The following is a 20,071-nucleotide window of genomic DNA, read 5'->3' as shown; positions in this document are numbered from 1 at the left end:
ATGGCAATCGGATTCAACCGCCGACGATGGGTTGAAACAGCAGCACTTGATCGCCCGCTTGCAGCGTGGTGCCGGCCCGCGCTTCGCGGCGCAGGAACTGGCCGTTCAAGGCCGTGCCCACACTCTCGGGCGGGCGCTGCAGCTGGGCCAGCAGATCGGCCACGGTGTGGCCTGCAGGCAGGCTCAGGTCTTGCTCGTCGAGGCGAATGGTGATCTGGGGGGCGGCGTTCATGTCGGGGCGGTGCAAGATTCTTCGTGGGCCGCGAGCGAGGCCAGGCCGCAATGCAGTAGGAGCTGCTGCACCAGGGCGGGGGCCAGCAACCAGCCGTGGCGGTAGAGGCCGTTCAGGCGCAGCAGGCCGGGCTCGGCCAGGCTCAGCGGGCGGTGGTCGGGCAGGGCGGGGCGCAGATTGACATCGAGCCGTGTGATGCGCGCCTCGGCCAGCGCGGGCATGACGCTGTGGGCGGCGGCCATCAGCTCGACGGCACTTTGCAGGCTGACCGGCGAGCGGTCCTCGCTTTCGATCTCGCTGGCGCCCAGCACCAGGCTGTCCGGCGTGCGCGGCACGAGGTAGATGCGTTGGCGCGGATGCAGCAAGCGCAGCGGTCGCTGCAGGCCGTGACCGCTGAGGCTCAGATGCACGACCTCGCCACGCACGCCACGCAGGCCCGCGACCTGTGGCCGGGCGCCCAGGCCGCGGCAGTCGATGGCCCAGTCCGCGGCGACGCGTGCTCCGCTGCTCAGCTGAAGTTCGCCGGCATGCAAAGCATTCACGGGCGATTGCCAGTGCCAGCGCACGTCAGGGGATTGATCTTGCAGCGCAGCCATCAGTCCAGGTGGATGGATCAAGCCCTCGCCCGGCAGCAGCCAGGCGCGCGGGCCACGCAGGAGGCTGGGCTCCAGGTCCTGCAGCTCGGCCTCGCTCAAGGACTGAGCCCGGCCGAGTTCGGGGTGCTCGCCCAGGCGAGCCAGCACCCGCTCGGCCGCACCCAGGTCCTGGCGGTGCGCGAGCAGCAGGCTGCCCTGGGTTTGCAGGCAAGACCTGACCCCCAGCGCCTCGCAGACCTGCGGCCAGAGCTGCAGCGAGCGCCAACCCAGCGCCGCCACCTCGGCCTCGGCCCGGTCCAGCTCGGCCAGGGGGCTGAGCATGCCGGCGGCGGTGAAGGCGGCGGCGCCCTGGCCGTCGAAGCGCGGCTCGGGGCCGGGGCCGGCCTCGAAGACCTGCACGGCGTGGCCGGCGCGGCTCAGCGCCCAGGCGAACAGGCGCCCGGCCAGGCCGGCGCCCGCGATGGCGATCTGCAAGCCCATCTCAGACGGGCTGGATGGGGATGTAGATCTCACTGCCCTGGGCCTTGAACTCGGCGCTCTTGGCCGCCATGCCGGCCTCGGCTTCCAATTGGGCTGAGTACTCGCGCACGTCCTGCGTGATCTTCATCGAGCAGAACTTGGGGCCGCACATGGAACAGAAGTGGGCGACCTTGGCGCTGTCCTTGGGCAGGGTTTCGTCGTGGAAATCGCGTGCGGTTTCGGGGTCCAGGCCGAGGTTGAACTGGTCTTGCCAGCGGAACTCGAAGCGGGCCTTGGACAGCGCGTCATCGCGGGCGCGGGCGCCTGGGTGGCCCTTGGCGATGTCGGCGGCGTGAGCGGCGATCTTGTAGGCCATCAGGCCGGCTTTCACATCGTCTCGGTTGGGCAGGCCCAGGTGTTCCTTGGGCGTGACGTAGCAGAGCATGGCGCAGCCGAACCAGCCGATCATCGCCGCGCCGATGCCGCTGGTGATGTGGTCGTAGCCGGGGGCGATGTCGGTGGTCAAGGGGCCGAGTGTGTAGAAGGGCGCCTCGTCGCAGTGCTTGAGCTGCTCGGTCATGTTCGCCTGGATCATGTGCATGGGCACATGGCCGGGGCCTTCGATCATGGTCTGCACATCGTGCTTCCAGGCGATCTTGGTCAGCTCGCCCAGCGTGCGCAACTCGGCGAACTGGGCCTCATCGTTGGCGTCTGACAAGCTGCCGGGGCGCAGGCCATCGCCGAGTGAGAAGCTGACGTCGTAGGCCTTCATGATTTCGCAGATCTCTTCGAAGTGCGTGTAGAGGAAGTTCTCCTGGTGGTGGGCAATGCACCACTTGGCCAGGATGGAGCCGCCACGCGAGACGATGCCAGTGCGGCGCTTGACCGTCATCGGGATGAAGGGCAGGCGCACGCCGGCGTGGATGGTGAAGTAGTCGACGCCTTGCTCGGCTTGCTCGATCAGCGTGTCGCGGAACAGGGCCCAGGTCAGGTCTTCGGCCACGCCGCCGACCTTCTCCAGAGCCTGGTAGATGGGCACGGTGCCGATGGGCACGGGGCTGTTGCGGATGATCCAGTCGCGGGTGGTGTGGATGTTGCGGCCGGTGGACAGGTCCATCACCGTGTCGGCGCCCCAGCGGGTGCTCCAGACCAGCTTTTCCACTTCCTCCTCAATGGAGGAGGTGACGGCCGAGTTGCCGATATTGGCGTTGACCTTCACCAGGAAGTTGCGGCCGATGATCATCGGCTCCAGCTCGGTGTGGTTGATATTGGCCGGGATGATGGCGCGGCCTCGCGCCACCTCTTCGCGCACGAACTCGGGCGTGATGATGCGCGGGATGGCCGCACCCATGGGCGTGCCGGCCAGGCGGGCTTCGCGCTCGGCATCGGCCTCGTACTCGCGCATCCATTCATGGCGCTGGTTCTCGCGGATGGCGATGTACTCCATTTCGGGCGTGACGATGCCGCGGCGGGCGTAGTGCAGCTGGGTGACATTGAAGCCAGCCTTGGCGCGGCGTGGCGTGCGGCGCAGGCCGGCGCTCAGGGCCAGCAAGGCCTCTTGCTGTGCGCTTTCACGCAGGCCGTCGTCCATCAGCTGTATGGCGCGGCCGGCGTAGGGCTCGGTGTCTTGGCGCGCCTCGACCCAGGCGGCGCGGGGCGTGGGCAGGCCTTGCTTCACATCGATCGTGGCGTTGGCATCGGTGTAGGGGCCGGAGGCGTCGTAGACCGTGACCGTCTCGCCATTCGTGAGTGCGATGGCGCGCATGGGCACGCGCAGCTCGGGGTGTTGCTGGCCGGCGAGATAGATCTTGCTGGAGCCGGGCAGGGGCGTGCGGGTCAGCTCCAGGCTGGTGTTGAGGCTGTCGCTGGCGCTGGCTGTTTGCAGGCCGGGGTCGGTGATGCTGTTCATGGGGATGCAATCCTCGCTGTGCTGGTGGGGCTGCGAGGGCTGGCATCGAAACGGCGGAGGCCTGGCACAAGGGCGGGCGCGACCGGCAGCGTTGGCGCTTTCGCTTCAACGGCGCTGGGATGGAGGGAGCCCAGGACGGGCGTCGGGTCAGGGTGTCGCAGCGGCGGTGAGGGCGGATCGGGGGCCACCTTTGAGGCGTGGTCTCGTTCGCGTTCACTGCGGCTGGCCCTGGTGCGATGCATGTCCAGGGCCCGCACCCCAGGCGGGGGTCGGGCTCTTCTTACGCCGGTATCAACCGGATCAAGTTCAGCGGGTCCGTGGCTTCCACCACATCTCAGCCCGGTGCATCGTGAACGACTGCACAACAGGGCCCCCCGGAGCGTGTCCGCAGTATATCCACATTAGGTTGGGCTCTCTGGACTGCGGGCAAACCCGAGCAAGGGAGGCCCTGGGCCTTCCCTAAACTCCCGCCTGCCGCGACCAGCGGTTTCGCTGACCCCCCAACACAATTTCAAGGAGCACAGCATGTGTCGAAGCAAGCGCCGGGCCTTGAGTCTGGTGGGTGTGGCCGTAACCCTGGCCACGACATTGAGCACCAGCCCTCTGGCACAAGCCCAAGGCAGTGAAGCCGGCAAGGCCGATGCTGGCAAAAGCAGCACCAGCAACAAGGCGGAAATGACCCCGGCCGAGCGCGCGCAGCGCGATGCCGACAAGGTCTTCCAATGGATCCGCCTGCATGCCGACAAGCCGGGCGCCAAGCCGACCATCATCTTGCCGGGTCAGGGGGCGGCCGCAGCACCGGCGCCGGTGGCGGCCAAAGCCGCCAGCAATCGCACGCCTGAGCGCAATGGTGGAAGCGATGTGGCATCGGCCAAACGCGCGGGCACGCCGGCCGACCGCAAAGGCATCACCGAAACCGTGACCGATATCGTGCCCGAGCGTGGCGCCGCCACGCAGACCGCGGCAGCCCCGTCACAGCTCAATGAACCGGCCCCGGAGCCCACCCGCCTGGCTGCCGCCAGTTTGAGCGCCGCGTCGGTTCCGCCGACTCTGCCCGAGACCCTGGCTGCACCGCCGGCCTCCGCCTCGCCCGCCTTCGCCGAACCCCCGGCGCCGCCACTTGAAACCCCGCTCAAGGCCATCAAGATGGTCGAGCCCGAGTTCCCTCGGCAGCTGCAATCGACCCTGCGCTCGGGCTCGGTGCAGGTGCGTTTCACCGTCAACCCGGATGGCACGGTGGGCCGTGCCGAAGCGATCCAAACCACCCATCGTCGGCTCAGCCCCGCCGCGCTGGAAGCTGTCAACCAATGGCGTTTCGAACCCATTGCCAAGGCTCGTGAGGCGACGGTGGAGTTGGTGTTCCGCCTGGAGTGATCCGGTTCGCCGTTGCGCTGGCGCTGGTTGCTGGAGGGGGGGCGGTGTTTGTTTGATTGCGAAAATAGCCATGTAGCGCTTGATCGACCCGGCGGCGCGTAAAATCGGTACTTCCTCAGCCTTTTGGCGACCCACCCGATCATGGAAGACCTGCCACTTGCCGCATTGACCCAGGTTGCGGCCTATTTCCAGGCCTTGTCTGAGCCCACGCGCTTGCAGATCCTCAATCTGCTGCGGCAGCAGGAGCGCAAGGTGGGTGAGTTGGCCGAGTTGTGTGGCTTCAGCATCGCCAACATCTCGCGCCACCTGAGCCTGCTGCAGCAGCAAGGTCTGGTGGAGCGAGAGAGCCGCGGTACCAGTGCTTACTACCGCATCGCCGATCCGGCGGTCTATCAGCTCTGCGATCTGGTCTGCGGCAGCATTGCCCAGAGCAATGCGCGTGCCGCCAAGATCAACGCGGCCTTTGTTCAGAACCGCTGACATATCCCGTTACAAAAACGGCACTCGTTTGCAGGTGGTTTCACGGGCTTGCGGCGTTGACGCGGCCTGCGCTTTGACGGAACCTCGCTTTCTTTTGTCGGGCCCGTGAACGATTGCGCTTCGAAGCCGGGGCGTCGTGATGGGCCCTTTTGAGGGAGAAGCGGTATGAGCAAGCGAAACAGCTGGGTCCTGAAACCTTTGGCCGCCAGCCTGATGGTCTGGGCCTGTGGGCTGCTGGCGGCGCAGACGGCGCCCTCCAGTTCGTATGCCAGCCTGGTCGTGTTCGGTGACAGCCTGGCCGACAGCGGCAACAATGCCCGTCTGGTCGGGGCGGACCCAGGGCAGGTGATCAGCGGGGATGCTTATTTCGCGTCCCGCCCCTTTGCCTCGGGTCGTTACAGCAATGGGCCGGTCTGGGCCGAGCGCTTCGCCGATCGGCTGGGCCTCAGCGCCCAGGCCTCGCAGCTGGGCGGCAGCAACTTTGCTTACGGCGGCGGGGCCTCCGGGCAGGACGGCTCGGGGACGCCCATCCCTGGTTTCCCTTTCAGCATGCGCACACAGTTGGACCAGTATCTGGCCACGCTGCCCCTGAGTGGCAGTACCGCGCCCGCGCAATCCTTGTTTGTGCTGTCGGGCGGCGCCGTCAATGTGAGCCAAACCATGGAGGCGGCAGCCATGAATCCGGCTGCCGCCGCCGCAATTGTGGATGCCGCTGCGCGCAGCTTTGCCGAGGACATCGGCGCCATGGTCGACACCTTGCAAGCGGCCGGAGCACAGCACATCCTGGTGCTCAATGTGGCCGACTTCGGTCTCACACCGCGTGCACAGAGCTATGGCGCGCCGGTGGCCGCACTCGGTTCCTGGGCCGCGAACGCCATGAATCTTTCCCTGGCCCAGCGGCTCACCGGGGAGGCCGGCGTGCAGGTGTTTGATCTTTTCGGCACCTTGGGTCGGGTGGTGGCCCAGCCTTCGGCGTATGGCCTCAGCAATGTCAGCCATGCCTGTGGCGCTGCACACAACGGCTGCGATCCGGCCACCGCCCTGTTCTACGACGGCCAGCACCCCACCGCCTTTGGCCACCAGCTGATTGCCGATCAGGTGTATGCGGCGGCCGTGCCCGAGCCGGCATCGGCGGCTCTGCTCTTGGCGGGCCTGGCCGGCGTGTTGACCCTTGCGAGCCGGCGGCGGCGCACGGAGGCGGCCGGCGCCTGATCAGCGGCGCGGGTCGGGCGCCTGGCCCGGGCATTGCGCCATGCGTGCGGCCAGGGCTTCGAGAAACACCCGGGTGCGCAGCGGCATCAGCCGCCGCTCGGGGAAGACCGCCCAGCAGGTGACGTCCGGCAGCTGCCAGTCCGGCAGCACGTGCTGCAACTGCCCGCTGGCCAGCCAAGGGCCGGCGAAATGGTTGCCCACGGCCGTGATGCCCACGCCGGCGCAGGCCAGGCGCAGCAGCATGTCGGGCGCGTTGACCAGGCTGCGCCGGGCGGGCGTGCCGCTCCAGCTTTCTTCGCTGCCGTCGGGGCGAAGGCGTTGCAGGCGCCAGGGCGGGGCCTCACCCGCGCGGTTCAGGATCATCAAGCCATGCTGGTCGAGCAAGTCTTCGGGTTGTCGTGGTTCGCCATGGGCCTGCAGATAGCTCGGCGAGGCATAGAGCCCGTTGCTGAACACGGCCAGGCGGCGCGCGGCCAGCTGGCTGTCGGCCGGCAGCTCGCCGATGCGCACGGCCAGGTCAAAGCCCTCGGCGATCAGGTCCACGCGACGCGGCGACAGGTCCAGCATCAGCGTGATGTCGGGGTAGCGCAGGGTGAAATCCGCCAGCATGCCACCAAAGGCATGGTGGGCCAGATCGGCCGGCATGGACACGCGCAGCCGGCCGCTGGGCCGCAGCTGGCGCTGCGAGGCCAGGGCCAGGGCGCCCTCGACCTCGGCGCTCAGCGCGCGCGCATGCTCCAGAACGCCGGCGCCGAATTCGGTCAGCGCCAGGCGCCGGGTGCTGCGCTGCAGCAGCTTTTCGCCCAGGCGCTGCTCCAGCGCGGCAATGCGCCGGGACACGCTGGATTTGGGCAGCTGCACCCGCTCGGCAGCGCGGCTGAAGCTGCCGCTGTCCATCACGCGGGCAAACAGCAGCAGGTCGTCGGCGTCGGGGCTCATGGGTGGAGGATCTCTTTGGATTGATGCTTTGGTGGAACAATCTTATCCAGATCGATGGCTTCTGTCGCTCGGGTGTTCTCAATACAGTGAGCCCATCGCTTCACCACGGGGTGCAGCGCAACTGGCCACCTTGAGAGGAATCCACCATGAGCGACATCAGCAACGCCTCCACCACCCGCATCCTGCAAATCAACTCCAGCGCCCGCCGCGTCGTCGAGGGTCAAGGCTCCGTCTCCACCCGTCTGGCCCAGGAACTGGTGGCCCGCCTGCAGGCTCAGCATCCGGCCAGCGCGCTGACCGTGCGCGACCTGGCCCTGCAGCCCCAGCCGGTGCTCGACGAAGCGGCCCTGCAAGCCCTGTTCACCCCGGCCGAGCAGCGCAGCGCCGAGCAAGCTGCCCGCGTCGCCCTGGACGATGCCTTGATCGCCGAGGTGCAGGCCGCCGATGTGCTGGTGATCGGCTCGCCCATGATCAACTTTGGCGTCAGCGCCCAGCTGAAGAACTGGATCGATGCCATCTCGCGCGCCCGCGTCACGTTTCAGTACACCGCCAACGGCCCCGAAGGCCTGCTGAAGAACAAGAAGGTCTATGTCGTGCTGTCGCGCGGTGGCATCCATCGTGACCAGCCCAGCGACACCGTCGTGCCTTATCTGCGCAATGTGCTGGCCTTCCTCGGCATGACCGATGTGCAGTTCATCTACGCCGAAGGTCTGGCCATGGGCCCCGAGGCCGAAGCGGCCGGCTGGGCCGCAGCACGCGAGCAGATCGACGAAGCCCTCGCTACCATCGCCCGAGCGCGATCCAGCCCCAAGCCCACCCACTTCGAAGACTTCAGAAAGGTCGTCCCCGATGAGCAGCCCGTCCCCCGTTCGCCAACCCGTCCACAGCCCTCGTGCGGTGGAGCGCCTGGTCGCCGGCCAGGCCACCAGCGATGGGGCGGGCGTCAAGCTCACCCGGGTGCTGACGCAGGACCTGCAGCGCCGGCTCGACCCCTTTCTGATGCTCGATGCATTTGGCTCGGACCAGGCCGATGACTACATCGCCGGCTTCCCCAACCACCCGCACCGTGGTTTTGAAACCGTCACCTACATGCTCGAAGGCCGCATGCGCCACCGTGACTCCGCCGGCAACGAGGGCTTGCTCGGCAACGGCGGGGTGCAATGGATGACGGCCGGTCGCGGCGTCATCCACAGCGAGCTGCCCGAGCAGGAAGAGGGGCGCATGGAGGGCTTCCAGCTCTGGCTCAACCTGCCCAGCCACGACAAAATGCGCGCGCCCTGGTACCGCGACATCCCCACGGCCGAGATCCCTGAGTTCCAGACCGAGGCGGGCGTCACCGTGCGCGTGATCGCAGGCAGCAGCCACGGCGTGAGCGGTGCCATGCAGCGCGAACACACCGAGCCGCTCTACCTGGACCTGCACCTGCCTGCCGGCGCCCGTTTCGAGCAGGCCTTGCCCGAGGGGCATAACGCCTTTGTGTATGTGTACCGCGGTGCGCTGGAGTTCCCGGGCGGCTGCCGCGTGCCGGCCCAGCGCATGGCCATTCTGGCCAACACGCCGGGCAGCGACGGGCTGGTCTTGCAGGCGGCAGCGGATGCGCCCAGCCGCGCCATCCTGATCGCCGGCCGGCCGCTGCGCGAGCCGATCGCCCAGCACGGCCCCTTCGTGATGAACACGCACGAGGAGCTGGTGCAGGCGGTGCGCGACTACCAGGCCGGCGTGCTGGCTTGATGGCCGATCCGGGCGAGTCGCAGCGGCTCGCCTTTGCGGACGCGGTGAACGCGCGCCCTCGATCAGCGATTGCGAGTGGCGCGCTCGAACGCGGGCACGCGGAAGTTCTTGGCGAACAGCTCTCGGGTGTGCAAGCTGAATCGCATCGAAACCTGGCCCTCGACCGGGCGGTCGTTGACACGCTGGGCGTCGAAGACCCAGCCCTCGAACGAGGCCTTGGCAAAGCGCCGCACCGATTCCGGCATGCCCGGCAGCATCTGCACATCGATCTTGTGACACAGGCCCTCGGGGCTGACATGGCAGGTCGCCTGCACCCCACCCTCCCATCCGGGCGTGCGCAGCAGCTCCCGTGGGTAGCTGGCCATATAGCGCTTGACCTTGCCTTCATAGATGGAGGCGGAGCCGGAGGTGTCGGCGTCGTCCTGGGCCCGGGTGGCGCTGGGGCTTGCCAGCAGGAGTGCGCTCAAGATCGCCGTCCAAAGCTTGCGGGGGGCGGAGCGAGATTGGGGCGGGAACATCATGGCGTTTTTTTATGCAGATGCGGGCCGTGGTCGTGTCCGTGTGCATTCTGCGTCAGCCGCCCCATGGGCCATGCTTGAACTGCATCACTCCGAAGAGGGGGAACGGCTCACAAGAGCATGGTCCGCAGCGAATCGAACTGCCAGCGCAGGAAGCGGCCCAGGCCGACCACGTCCGGGAAGATGCTGCTGGCAGTGATCTGGTGGTGCTCGGCCAGGAACTGCAGGGCCCGGCTTTTGCAAGCGGCGGTGATGGTGGCGCGACCGAAGTGCGGCTGTGCTTCGAAACCGCTAGCGGCATCCAGCTTTTGCCGCTCCAGGTCGAGCGTGCGAATCAGGCGAGCATGGTCCGAAAACACCTCGCTGGCCACCGTGTGATGGCCTTGCTGGGTGCGCATGCGCGGCGAAATCTTCGGGTCCAGCTCCACCAGGGCTGGCACCTCAGGCTGGTAAAGGTAGGCCGGCTCGGCAGGTGGCTGCGGGCTGGCATCGATCAGGGCGCTCCAGCGCCCATCCTGGTCCCGCTGCTCGATGAAAATGTTGCGGTCATAGAACCAGAGCTCGGCGTCCTCGCCCGGGTCGCTGGCGCAGGCGAAGTAGAGCGAAGTCCAGTAGCTGGCGCTCCAGTCCAGCAGGCGTGTCGGGATCTCGTAGTGCTGCATGACGCTCAGGCAGCGCAGGGTGTGAAAGGCGTCGATCTGCTGGGTGTTGGGCATGTCGCCATGGCGATCCGGCAGCTTGGCGTAGTGATCGCGAAAGGCTTGCACCAGATGCCGCTCGATCAGCTCGGCCGTGGCGCTGGACGGGCGGGTGAACTGGCGCTGGAACGAGGGCTGCAAGCTGCCGAAGGGCCGCGACTGGCCGCGGTAGGCCCAGACGCGGCCTTGGCTGCGGTGGGTTTCGAACAGGTCGATCAGTTCCGCCACGGCGGTGATGGGGGCGGGCACCGTGATGGCTTGCAGTTCCTGGGCGTCGAGTTTCATGGGGCAGGGTCTCCGGTCGGGCGATGCGCGCCCGCAGCCGGCAGCATGCCTTCAGACCCGGCGGCTGCCGAGCTGAACATTCCCCAAGCCCTGTCCCTGAAAGAGGGCTCAGGTGAACCCGCCCGCCGGCAGGTGGTGAATCGTCAGCGGCGTGCCTCGTTGCCCGTCGGCCGCCAACGCCGCAGCAGCAAGGCATTGCTGACCACCGACACGCTGGAAAAAGCCATGGCCGCACCGGCCAGCACCGGGTTCAGCAAACCGAAAGCCGCGAGCGGAATGCCGACGGCGTTGTAGGCGAAGGCCCAGAACAGGTTCTGGCGGATCTTGGCGTAGGTCCGGCGCGAGATGGCGATGGCATCGGCCACCAGGGCCGGGTCGCCGCGCATCAGGGTGATGCCGGCCGCGGCCATGGCCACCTCGGTGCCGCTGGACATGGCCAGGCCCACATCGGCCGCGGCCAGGGCCGGCGCGTCATTGATGCCGTCGCCCACCATGGCGACACGGCGCGGCTCACCTTGCGGGCCGGTCTTGAGCGCGCTGACGATGCGCGCCTTGTCCTGCGGCAGCACTTCGGCATGGACTTCATCGATGCCCAGCTGGCGGGCCACGGCAGCGGCCGCGCCACGGTTGTCGCCGCTGATCAGGGCGGTCTGCACGCCCATGGCGTGCAGGCGATCGACCGCCTGCCGCGCGCTGGGCTTGAGCCGGTCGCCAAAGGCCAGCAGGCCCAGCAGCTGAGGGCTTTCTTCGTTGCCGCGACCCAGGGCGGCCAGCCAGGACAGGCTGTGGCCCTGCGCCTGCAGCGTCTCCGCACGGGCTTGCAAGGGGCTCAGGTCCAGGCCCAGTTCCTGCATGAAACGGCTGCTGCCCAGGCGCAGCTCGCGCGCCTGGCCTTGCCAATCGACCTCCGCGGCCACGCCGCGGCCGGCCACGGCGCGCATCTCGCGTGCCGTCGGGATGGGCAGTTCGGGGCGCTCTGCGGCGGCCTCGCGCACGGCGCGGGCCAGGGGGTGTTCGCTGCCGGCCTGCACGGCCGCAGCCAGGGCCAGCAAGTCGGCATGGCCTTCGTGGGCCAGCAGGCGAGGGCGGCCCTCGGTCAGGGTGCCGGTCTTGTCGAAGGCCACCAGGTTCAGACCGTGCGCCAGCTCCAAGGCTTGTGCGTCCTTGATCAGGATGCCGTGGCGTGCCGCCACGCCGGTGCCGGCCATGATGGCCGTGGGTGTGGCCAGGCCGAGCGCGCAAGGGCAGGCAATCACCAGCACCGAGACGGCATGCAGCAGGGCGGGCCCCCACTGCCCCGTGCCCAGCCCCCAGCCCAGCAGGGTCAGCAGGGCGAGCAGCAGCACCACGGGCACGAAGACGGCGCTGACCTGGTCGACCAGGCGCTGGATCGGCGCCTTGTGGCCTTGTGCGTCTTCCACCATGCGGGCGATGCGGGCCAGCGTCGATTCGGCGCCGAGCGCGGTGCAGCGCAGGCGCAGCAGGCCTTCGCCGTTGACGGCGCCGCCGGTCAGATGATCGCCGACCTGCTTGGCCACCGGCAGGCTCTCGCCCGTGATCAGCGATTCATCGACCTGGCTGCGGCCTTCCAGCACCAGGCCATCCACCGGGATGCGCTCGCCCGGCCGCACCAGGACCTCGTCGCCCAGATTCAGTTGCTCAAGCGGCAGCTCTTGCTCGCGACCCTCGCGCAGCACGCGGGCGCTCTGCGGCTGCAGGGCCTGCAGGGCGCGGATGGCCTCGGTGGTCTGGCGCTTAGCCCGTGCCTCCAGCCATTTGCCCAGCAGCACCAGGCAGATGACCACCGCCGCCGATTCGAAGTACAGCGCCATGCTCATCGGCCCATGGGCCCAGAGCTCGTAGAGCGACAAACCAAACGCGGCGCTGGTGCCCAGGGCCACCAGCAGGTCCATATTGCCGCTGCCGGCGCGCAGCGCGGCCCAGCCGGCCTTGTAAAAGCGTGCGCCCAGCCAGAACTGCACCGGCGCCGCCAGGGCCAGCTGCCCGTAGCCATTCAGCATCCAGTGCTGGCCGACCAGCATGCCCAGCATGGGCAGCACCAGGGGCGCGCACAGCAGGGCCGCAATCAGCACCGGCCAGACGCTTTGGGCCCAGGGTGTCGTTGCCGCTGACGCTGCCGCGTCGGACCCGCTCTCGTCCAACCTTCGCGCGCCATAACCGGCTTTCTCCACGGCCTGGATCAGGACGCGCGCCTCCAGGCCGGCCAGGGTGCGCAGCGTCGCCGTCTCGGTGGCCAGATTGACCTCGGCGGAGATCACGCCGGGAATCTTGCCCAGCGCGCGCTCGACCCGCCCGCTGCACGAGGCGCAGGTCATGCCCTCGATCTTCAGCCGCAGCGTCTGCTCGCGCAGCGGATAGCCCGCCTGCGCCAGGACCACAGCCAGCGGCGCCAGCGCCACCGCGCCCTCGATCAGGGCCGTCTCCGTGGCGAGATTGACCTCAGCCCGGCTCACCCCTGGCTGCTTGATCAATAGCTTCTCCACCCGCGCAACGCAGGATGCGCAACTCATGCCGGACAAAGGCAGGCGCAGAGCTGAAAGAGTGGTCGGTGTCGCTGTCATGGCTCCAGTGTCGCCCCAAGCGCCATGGCTTGTCCTAGACTTGCGGCAAGTTCTTTGCTGCCTTGATTCCACCCATGCTTGAATTCACCCTTCCCGATATGAGTTGCGGCCATTGCGCCGCCGCGATCACTCAAGCCTTGGCGGCAGCCGATCCTCAAGCGCGGCTGCAGTTCGACCTACCCCAGCATCGGCTGGCGGTCGATGGAGGGCAGCTCGATGAGGCCGCGCTGGCGGCAGCCTTGCGTGAGGCGGGCTACCCGCCGGCTTGACGGCCGGCGAGTTGGTGCTGCTTGGGCTTGATCGCGAGGATCAGGCTCTGGGCCAGAACCTGATGTGCGATCTGCGGCGCGGCCTCAGCCCGTCTTCTTGACGACCAGCAGCGCCGGGTCGATCGGCAGCTGGCGCAGGCGCACGCCGGTGGCGGCGAAGATGGCATTGGCCACCGCCGGTGCCAGCGGCGGCGTGCCGGGCTCGCCGATGCCGCCGGGCGCTTCCTGGCTGGCCACCAGATGCACCTCGATCTTGGGCATCTCGCTCAGGCGCAGCACCGGGTAGTCGTGGAAGTTGCTCTGCTCGACCCGGCCATCCTTGTGCGTGATCTTGCCGTAGAGCGCCGCCGAGAGGCCGTAGCAGATGGCGCTCTCGACCTGGTGCTGGATGGTCAGCGGGTTGACCGTCTGGCCGCAGTCCACCGCGGCCACCACGCGGTGCACCTTGGGCACACCGTCCTTGCCCACCGAGACCTCCGCCACCTCGGCGACAAAGCTGCCAAAGCTCTCGGCCGCCGCAATGCCCCGGTACACGCCCTTGGCCGGCTTCTTGCCCCAGCCGGCCTTGGCCGCGGCCAGGCGCAACACGGCTTGCAGACGCGGCTGCTTGCTCAGCGCGGCCAGGCGGAACTGCAGCGGGTCGGCGCCGGCCGCGTGGGCCATCTCGTCGATGAAGCTCTCCAGGAAGAAGGCGTTCTGCGAGTGCCCCACCGAGCGCCAGAACCAGACCTGCGGGCCGGGCTCGGCGCGGCCGTAGGCGATGCGCAGATTGGCGATGTCGTAGGGCTGGTCGGCCAGACCCTCCACGGCCATGGAGTCGACGCCGCTCTCGGGGATCTTCATGAAGCCCGAGGCCGCCATGATGGAGGGCGAACCCACATCGGCACGCAGCATGGTGGGCCGACCCTGGGCGTCCAGCGCGCCTTCGAACTGCACCACCGAGGCAGGGCGGTAGAAGCCGGCGGCCATGTCGTCGGCGCGGTCGTAGATCAGCTTGACCGGCCGGCCGCTGATCTTGGACAACAGGGTCGCGGCAATGGTCACATCATGGGCAAAGCGCCGGCCGAAGCCGCCGCCCAGCAAGCTGGTGTTGACCTTGACATTGGCCTGCGGCACGCCGGCCACCTGGGCCACCACCATTTGTGTCGGCCCGGAGCCTTGGGTGCCGGTCCAGACCTCGGCCCGGTCGGCCTGCACCCAGGCCAGGCAGTTGAGCGGCTCCATGCAGGCATGGGCCAGGTAGGGCACCTCGTAGCGCGCGCTCAAGGTCTTGGCCGCCTGGGCGGAGGCGTCCTTGAGATTGCCCTGGTCCACGGCCACGGCCGAGGCCTGCTCTGCGCCTTGCTGTAGCAGGGCGCTGACCTGGGATGCAGACAGCGCCGCCTGCTCGGGCTTGGCACTCAGATCCCATTCCAGCTTGAGGGCCTGGCGGCCTTGCTGGGCAGACCAGTAGCCCTGGGCCAGCACGGCCACGCCAAAAGGCAGGGTGATGACCTGCACCACGCCCTTGACGGCGCGCGCTGCGGCCTCGTCCATGCGCCTGGGTTTGGCGCCCTCGAAGGGCGCGCGCGACAGCACGGCGATCACCATGCCCTCGACCTGGGCGTCGATGCCGTAGCGGGCCGTGCCATTGGTCTTGGCCGGGGTGTCGAGGCGGCGGGTGGGGCGGCCCAAAATCTTGAAGTCGGCCGAGGCCTTGAGCTTGGGGGCGCTGGGCACGGCTTGCTGAGAGGCGGCGGCGACCAGGGCGCCGTAGGCCACTTTCTGCCCGGCCGGGCCCAGCACATGGCCGCGCTCGGTGCGCAGCTGGGCGGCAGGCAGCTGCCACTGGGCCGCGGCGGCGGCCACCAGCATCTCGCGTGCGGCGGCGCCGGCCTGGCGCAGCGGGGTCCAGTGCGCGCGCACGGTCGTGCTGCCGCCGGTGGCCTGCATGCCGAACATGGGGTTGTTGTAGCGGCCATCGGCCGGCGCCTGCTCGACGCCGACCAGGCGCCAATCGGCATCGAGCTCTTCGGCCAGCAGCATGGGGATGGCGGTAAGCACGCCCTGGCCCATTTCCGAGCTGCCGCATAGCACGGTGACGCGGTTGTCCGGCGTCAGCCGCAGCCAGGCATGGGGAGCAAAGGTGTTGCTGGCCTGGGCCTGCGCCTGGCGCGGGCTCAGCGGCAGGGCGAAGCCGATGCTGAGAGCGGCGGCGCTGCCGGCGCCGGCTTGCAGCAGCTGGCGGCGGTTCAGCGTGGGGCTCAGCGAGCTGGGGTGGCGTGCGTCCATCTCAGGCTCCCTTCTGGCTCAGCGTGGCCGAGGCGTCATGGATGGCGGCCCGGATCTGGTTGTAGGTGCCGCAGCGGCAGATATTGCCGCTCATGGCCTGATCGATGTCGGCATCGTTGGGCTTTTTCTTGGCGGCCAGCAGGGCGCAGGCGCTCATGATCTGGCCGCTCTGGCAATAGCCGCATTGCGGCACATCGAGCTTGACCCAGGAAGCCTGCACCGCCCGCCCGGTCTTGCTGGCACCGACCCCTTCGATGGTGGTGATCTTCTTGCCGGCCGCGGCCGACAGCGGGGTCGAGCAGGCGCGCACCGGCTGGCCGTCCAGGTGCACGGTGCAGGCGCCACACAGGGCCATGCCGCAGCCGAACTTGGTGCCGGTCAGGCGCAAGTCCTCGCGCAGCGCCCACAGCAGGGGCATGTCTGGGTCGGCGTCGAGTGAGGTGGCCTGGCCGTTCACGGTCAGCGGGATGCTCATGGGCGTCTCCTGGGGTGGGGAGGATGGCAAAAATGGGGCGAGGGTCGGGGGGCGAATGCAGGCGGTCGGCGGTTGCCGAGCGCTGCACCGCGCCGCACGCAGCTTACACAGACTGGGCTGTTTCTGCAGGGCCTGGTGTTTTCGCCGGGGCGCTGCATGTCCGCCCTGGGACGAAACCCCGGGCCGCTGCCACCAAGCCCGCCGGTGTGGCTGCGGCCATCCTCTACAGTAGCCCGATCTGCGATCTTCCGACCTGCTGTTTGGCCTGAGGCTGTTTCGTCCAAGCTCGCTTCGCTCCCTCCCTCCCTCCCTCCCTCCCTCCCTCCTTCCTGCCTCGCGGCCGCCTGCCCTCACACGACCCTCGTCGCGCCCGGACTCCATCGATGTCAGCTCCCCTGCCGCTCCCGCTGATCCCGCCACAGGCTGAGGCCGAAGCGGCTGCGCGCAGCCCCGCGGCCAAGGGCGTGCGCTCGCTGATCTGGGCCTTGCTGGCCTGGTCGGGGGTGGGCTTGCTGATGGGGGCCACGCTGTATGCGGATGCCGCCCGCCGTGGTGCGGGCGGCGGATCTCCTTGGCAGGGCCTGCTGGATTCGCTCGGCGCCTTGGGCCTGATGGCGCTCTACACCTGGCTGCTGCATCTGTGCATCGAGCGCTGGCCCCAGCGCTGGAGCCAGCCCCGCCAACTGGCCGGCCTCTACCTGCTTTGCGTCGGTGTGATGGTGCCGCTGGCCATCACGGCTAAGGTGGTGGTGGTGATGTGGCGGCTGGATCGCCCCTGGGGCCGACTCCTGGCCAATCTGGGGCGTCAGGAGGGGGTGCTCTGGTGGTTTGAGTTCATGGTGGTCACGGGCACGTTTGCGGCCGTGGTCGGCCTTAGCGCCTGGCAGCGCAGCCGTCGGCGAGAGCGCGACTGGGCACTCGCCCAGAGCGACAACCTGCGTCTGCGCCTGACCCTGCTGCAAGGTCAGCTGGAGCCCCATTTTTTGTTCAACACCTTGAACGGTGTGTCATCGCTGGTGCGTGCCGGTGAGCGCGGCCAGGCCTTGTCGGCGCTGAGTCGGGTCAGCGAATTGTTGCGTTATGCGCTGCGCGTCAGCCGCCTGGATTGGGTGACGGTGCAGGATGAGCTAGATTTTGTGCGCGACTACCTGGCCTTGCAAAGCCTTCGCTTTGGTGCCGGCCTGCGCTTGAGCTGGCAGCTCGATGAGGCCGCGGGCTGGGATCTGCTCGCCTGCCCGCCCTTGCTTTTGCAGCCTCTGGTCGAGAACGCCATCCGCCACGGTCTGGAGGCCAGCGGCGGCGCAGGCCGGGTGCACATCGCCTTGCATCGCCAGGGTGAGCGCTGGCATCTGCGCATCGAGAACGCGTGCGGCGAAGCCAGCACGCCGAGCGCCGGTCATGGCCTGGGCTTGAGTGCCACACGCGAGCGCCTGGCCATGCTGTACGGGCCGGCGGCGCAGTTGCACACGCGGATTGAGGCCGATGCCGACGCTGAAGCCGACGGCACGGGCGAGCGGTTTGTGTTGGAGATGAGCCTGCCCTGGCGCGATGCGAGTGAAGATGTGGAACGCACTGATCGTTGATGACGAGGCGCTGGCGCGCAGCAATTTGCAGCTGGCCCTGGCCGAACACCCGGACTGGCGCTGTGTGGGTGCTTGTGCCAGCGCCGCCGAGGCGCGTGTGACTCTGGCCCAGCGCGAGGTCGATCTGCTGCTGCTGGACATCCAGATGCCGCGGCAGAACGGCCTGGCCTTTGCGGCCGAGCTGGCGCAGCAGCCGGGGGCGCCTCTGGTGGTGTTTGTCACTGCCTACGACGAGCATGCGCTGAGCGCCTTCGATGTGTTCGCGCTGGACTACCTGCTCAAGCCATTCGACGACCAGCGCTTCGCGGCCATGTTGGGCCGGGCGGAGCAGATGCTGGGCCTCAAGCAGGGCGCGGCTTTGCAGGCCGAGGCCTTGCAGGCCTTTGTGCGCGAGCAGCACAGCCGGGCGGCCGGCACCGGCCTGCCCGAGCTGCCTTTCCTGACGGTACGCTCGGTGGGCCTGGTCGAGCGCATCGCCGTGGCCGAGATCGAGTGGATCGCGGCCGCGGGGAATTATGTGGAGCTGCATCTGCAGTCGCCCTCGGCGGGTGTGCCCGGGCGCATGGTGCTGCATCGCTCGACCCTGTCGGCCCTCGAGGCGCGCCTGCCGCAGGGGCAGTTTCTGCGCGTTCATCGCACGGCCCTGGTGCGCCCCAAGGCCTTTGCCAGCCTGGCGGTCACCGGTGACAGCACCTATGCCCTGAGCTTGCGCAGCGGGGTGCAGGTGCCGGTCAGCGAGCGTTTCGTCAAGGAGGTGCGGGCGCACTTCGATTGACACGGGGCCGGGCATGCGGGCAGACCCTCTTGCCGCACGCGGCTGTGCGACCTAACGTGGCGCTTCTTCGCACTCCGGCGCGAGGCCGGCTGCCGGCCTCGCCGATCCGCCATGTCTGTTCAGCTTCCCCTGCTTCCCGTGCCCAGCTTGCGCCAGGCCCTGTGGGTCCTGCGCCTGGGCATCCCGGCCTTGTTCATGGCCCATGCCGTGACGCGCATCTTCAACGGCACGATTCCGCGCTTCGCGACTTATCTTTCCCAGTTCAGCTTCCTGCCTGAACCCCTGCTCTGGGTCTGGCTGATCACGGCCACCGAGATCATCGCTGGCAGCTGCCTGATCTTGGGGATCGCCGTCCGCTGGGCTGCCGCCGCCCTGGCCGTGATCGCCCTCGGTGGCATCGCCTTGATCCATATGCACCGCGGCTGGTTTGTCGGCGAGCATGGCTCGGGTGGCGCGGAGTACAGCGTCTGTCTGCTGCTGGGCCTGCTGGTGCTGGCGGCGGCGGACCGGGAGCGGGTCTGGCGCGCTCGCTGAGGCTGAACGTGCCGCTGCCGCTGCCTCGCTGGGCCCTGGCGCTCGGCCTTCTGCTTCTGCCTCTGCTTCTGCAGCACCTGGGGCAGGCACCCGTTCGCATGTTCGGGCAGGGCTTGCTCTATGTGCTGCTGGCCTTGGGGCTCAATGTGGTGGTCGGCTTCGCCGGCCTGCTGGACCTGGGATTTGTAGCCTTCTATGCCATCGGCGCCTATGTGGTGGCGCTCGCCGCCTCGCCCCATCTGTTCGAGCATTTCGCCTGGGTGAGGGCTTGTTTTCCGGCCGGCATGCACGCGCCCTGGTGGCTGCTGCTGCCGGCGGGCGCCATCTTGGCTGCGGGCTTGGGCTGCCTGCTGGGTGCGCCCACCTTGCGCCTGCGTGGCGACTATCTGGCCGTGGTGACCTTGGCGTTTGGCGAACTCATCCGGCTTTTGCTCAACAACCTCGGCCACCCGGTCAATCTGACCAACGGCGCGCGCGGCATCAGCCAGATCGACGATCCGCACATCGCCGGATTGAGTTTCGGCCAGCCCCTGGATTTGTTCGCGGGGCTGCGGCTGGCCCCGGTGACCTTGCATGCCTATCTGTTCCTGGCTTTGGTACTGCTGGCGGTCTTGATCAGTCTGCGTCTGGAAGATTCGCGCCTGGGCCGGGCCTGGAAGGCCTTGCGCGAGGATGAGATGGCGGCCCAGGCCATGGGTTTGAACACCCCCCGGCTCAAGCTCATGGCCTTCGCCGTGGGTGCCAGTTTTGGTGGTGTGGCTGGCTGCCTGTTCGCCGGATTTCAGGGCTATGTTTCGCCCGAGTCCTTCAGCCTGCAGGAGTCGGTGCTGATCGTGGCCATGGTGGTGCTGGGCGGCTCGGGTCATGTGCCGGGCGTGGTGCTGGGTGCGCTGCTGCTGTCGGTCTTGCCCGAGGCCTTGCGCTACCTGACCGGGCCGCTTCAGGCCTGGAGCGATGGCCGCCTCGATGCGCCCATCCTGCGCCAGCTGCTGGTGGCCGTGGTGATGGTGGGGGTGATGTTGTGGCGGCCCAGGGGCTTGTGGCCGGGGAAGGGGTGAGGAAGGCATTTCTGCCTTCATCGAGGCTGTCTCAGCCTGGGCGCTGGTAGGCGCCCAGTCCTTCGACAGGCGTCGGACAGGCCGCAGGGCC

General features: G+C 68.3%; 18 protein-coding genes, 1 pseudogene and 1 riboswitch. Of the genes and pseudogenes, 10 read left to right on the top strand and 9 right to left on the bottom strand.

Annotated elements, in window-relative coordinates; genetic code table 11:
• Positions 1-13 precede the first annotated feature (13 nt).
• Genes thiS through thiC form a run of 3 tightly spaced genes read right to left on the bottom strand, consistent with a single transcriptional unit; the run spans position 14 to position 3,196 of the window.
• Entirely contained in the window at positions 14-232 is a 219-nt protein-coding gene (gene thiS, locus OOB33_RS23770) for a sulfur carrier protein ThiS (RefSeq protein WP_271010443.1), read from the bottom strand.
• Positions 229-1,308 (bottom strand): FAD-dependent oxidoreductase, encoded by a 1,080-nt coding sequence (locus tag OOB33_RS23765; RefSeq protein ID WP_271010442.1) that lies wholly within the window; start codon positions 1,306-1,308, stop codon positions 229-231. The genes thiS and OOB33_RS23765 overlap by 4 nt, the downstream gene beginning before the upstream one ends.
• A gap of 1 nt (position 1,309) precedes the next feature.
• Entirely contained in the window at positions 1,310-3,196 is a 1,887-nt protein-coding gene (gene thiC / locus OOB33_RS23760; protein WP_271010441.1) for a phosphomethylpyrimidine synthase ThiC, read from the bottom strand.
• A gap of 260 nt (positions 3,197-3,456) precedes the next feature.
• A riboswitch (TPP riboswitch) is annotated at positions 3,457-3,583 on the bottom strand.
• 138 nt (positions 3,584-3,721) lie between these two features.
• On the opposite strand from thiC, the gene OOB33_RS23755 reads away from it, so the two are divergent.
• The 3 genes from OOB33_RS23755 to OOB33_RS23745 all read left to right on the top strand — a co-directional run bounded on the left by OOB33_RS23755 (position 3,722) and on the right by OOB33_RS23745 (position 6,262).
• The gene (locus OOB33_RS23755; protein WP_102766091.1) at positions 3,722-4,570 is read left to right on the top strand and encodes an energy transducer TonB; all 849 of its coding nucleotides are present in this window, start codon (positions 3,722-3,724) and stop codon (positions 4,568-4,570) included.
• Positions 4,571-4,711: 141 nt separating this feature from the next.
• Positions 4,712-5,050, top strand: a complete 339-nt coding sequence (locus OOB33_RS23750; protein WP_102766092.1) for an ArsR/SmtB family transcription factor — start codon at positions 4,712-4,714, stop codon at positions 5,048-5,050.
• 165 nt (positions 5,051-5,215) lie between these two features.
• Positions 5,216-6,262 (top strand): SGNH/GDSL hydrolase family protein, encoded by a 1,047-nt coding sequence (locus OOB33_RS23745; RefSeq protein ID WP_271010440.1) that lies wholly within the window; start codon positions 5,216-5,218, stop codon positions 6,260-6,262.
• On the opposite strand, the gene OOB33_RS23740 is transcribed toward OOB33_RS23745, so the two are convergent.
• Positions 6,263-7,201, bottom strand: a complete 939-nt coding sequence (locus OOB33_RS23740) for a LysR family transcriptional regulator (RefSeq protein ID WP_271010439.1) — start codon at positions 7,199-7,201, stop codon at positions 6,263-6,265. It lies immediately after the preceding gene.
• A 146-nt stretch (positions 7,202-7,347) separates the two neighbouring features.
• Here OOB33_RS23740 and OOB33_RS23735 point away from each other — a divergent pair.
• Both OOB33_RS23735 and OOB33_RS23730 read left to right on the top strand, forming a co-directional pair.
• Positions 7,348-7,980, top strand: a pseudogene (locus OOB33_RS23735) (FMN-dependent NADH-azoreductase); the annotation flags it as partial.
• Positions 7,981-8,050: 70 nt separating this feature from the next.
• A complete protein-coding gene (locus OOB33_RS23730; protein ID WP_271010438.1) occupies positions 8,051-8,932 on the top strand; it encodes a pirin family protein in 882 nt (293 codons plus the stop codon).
• A gap of 62 nt (positions 8,933-8,994) precedes the next feature.
• On the opposite strand, the gene OOB33_RS23725 is transcribed toward OOB33_RS23730, so the two are convergent.
• The 3 genes from OOB33_RS23725 to OOB33_RS23715 all read right to left on the bottom strand — a co-directional run bounded on the left by OOB33_RS23725 (position 8,995) and on the right by OOB33_RS23715 (position 13,015).
• Positions 8,995-9,399 carry a hypothetical protein gene (locus OOB33_RS23725; protein ID WP_271010437.1) on the bottom strand — a complete coding sequence of 135 codons (405 nt, stop codon included), beginning with the start codon at positions 9,397-9,399 and terminating at the stop codon, positions 8,995-8,997.
• A 161-nt stretch (positions 9,400-9,560) separates the two neighbouring features.
• Entirely contained in the window at positions 9,561-10,433 is an 873-nt protein-coding gene (locus OOB33_RS23720) for an FRG domain-containing protein (protein ID WP_271010436.1), read from the bottom strand.
• A 143-nt stretch (positions 10,434-10,576) separates the two neighbouring features.
• On the bottom strand, positions 10,577-13,015 hold the full coding sequence (locus OOB33_RS23715; protein WP_271010435.1) for a heavy metal translocating P-type ATPase: 2,439 nt from the start codon (positions 13,013-13,015) through the stop codon (positions 10,577-10,579).
• 74 nt (positions 13,016-13,089) lie between these two features.
• On the opposite strand from OOB33_RS23715, the gene OOB33_RS23710 reads away from it, so the two are divergent.
• Complete coding sequence (locus OOB33_RS23710; RefSeq protein WP_102766100.1) at positions 13,090-13,284, top strand: cation transporter; 195 nt, start codon at positions 13,090-13,092, stop codon at positions 13,282-13,284.
• An 84-nt stretch (positions 13,285-13,368) separates the two neighbouring features.
• Here the strand turns inward: OOB33_RS23710 and OOB33_RS23705 are convergent, their stop codons facing one another.
• Positions 13,369-15,555: a xanthine dehydrogenase family protein molybdopterin-binding subunit gene (locus OOB33_RS23705; RefSeq protein WP_271010434.1), complete on the bottom strand. Its 2,187-nt coding sequence runs from the start codon at positions 15,553-15,555 to the stop codon at positions 13,369-13,371.
• 1 nt (position 15,556) lies between these two features.
• Positions 15,557-16,030 carry a (2Fe-2S)-binding protein gene (locus OOB33_RS23700; protein ID WP_171827724.1) on the bottom strand — a complete coding sequence of 158 codons (474 nt, stop codon included), beginning with the start codon at positions 16,028-16,030 and terminating at the stop codon, positions 15,557-15,559.
• A gap of 383 nt (positions 16,031-16,413) precedes the next feature.
• On the opposite strand from OOB33_RS23700, the gene OOB33_RS23695 reads away from it, so the two are divergent.
• The 4 genes from OOB33_RS23695 (at position 16,414) to OOB33_RS23680 (ending at position 19,980) form a co-directional block, all read left to right on the top strand.
• Positions 16,414-17,613, top strand: a complete 1,200-nt coding sequence (locus OOB33_RS23695; protein WP_271010433.1) for a sensor histidine kinase — start codon at positions 16,414-16,416, stop codon at positions 17,611-17,613.
• On the top strand, positions 17,591-18,388 hold the full coding sequence (locus tag OOB33_RS23690) for a LytR/AlgR family response regulator transcription factor (RefSeq protein ID WP_271010432.1): 798 nt from the start codon (positions 17,591-17,593) through the stop codon (positions 18,386-18,388). Before OOB33_RS23695 ends, OOB33_RS23690 begins: the two co-directional genes overlap by 23 nt.
• 111 nt (positions 18,389-18,499) lie before the next feature.
• Complete coding sequence (locus OOB33_RS23685) at positions 18,500-18,922, top strand: DoxX family protein (protein ID WP_271010431.1); 423 nt, start codon at positions 18,500-18,502, stop codon at positions 18,920-18,922.
• 98 nt (positions 18,923-19,020) lie between these two features.
• Positions 19,021-19,980, top strand: a complete 960-nt coding sequence (locus tag OOB33_RS23680) for a branched-chain amino acid ABC transporter permease (protein WP_271010430.1) — start codon at positions 19,021-19,023, stop codon at positions 19,978-19,980.
• Positions 19,981-20,071 lie beyond the last annotated feature (91 nt).

The sequence above is a fragment of the Paucibacter sp. B51 genome (assembly GCF_027863535.1).
GTDB lineage: Bacteria > Pseudomonadota > Gammaproteobacteria > Burkholderiales > Burkholderiaceae_C > Paucibacter_A > Paucibacter_A aquatilis.
The sequence above is the reverse complement of the archived record's forward strand: the minus strand, read 5'-3'. Positions and strand labels throughout refer to the sequence as shown.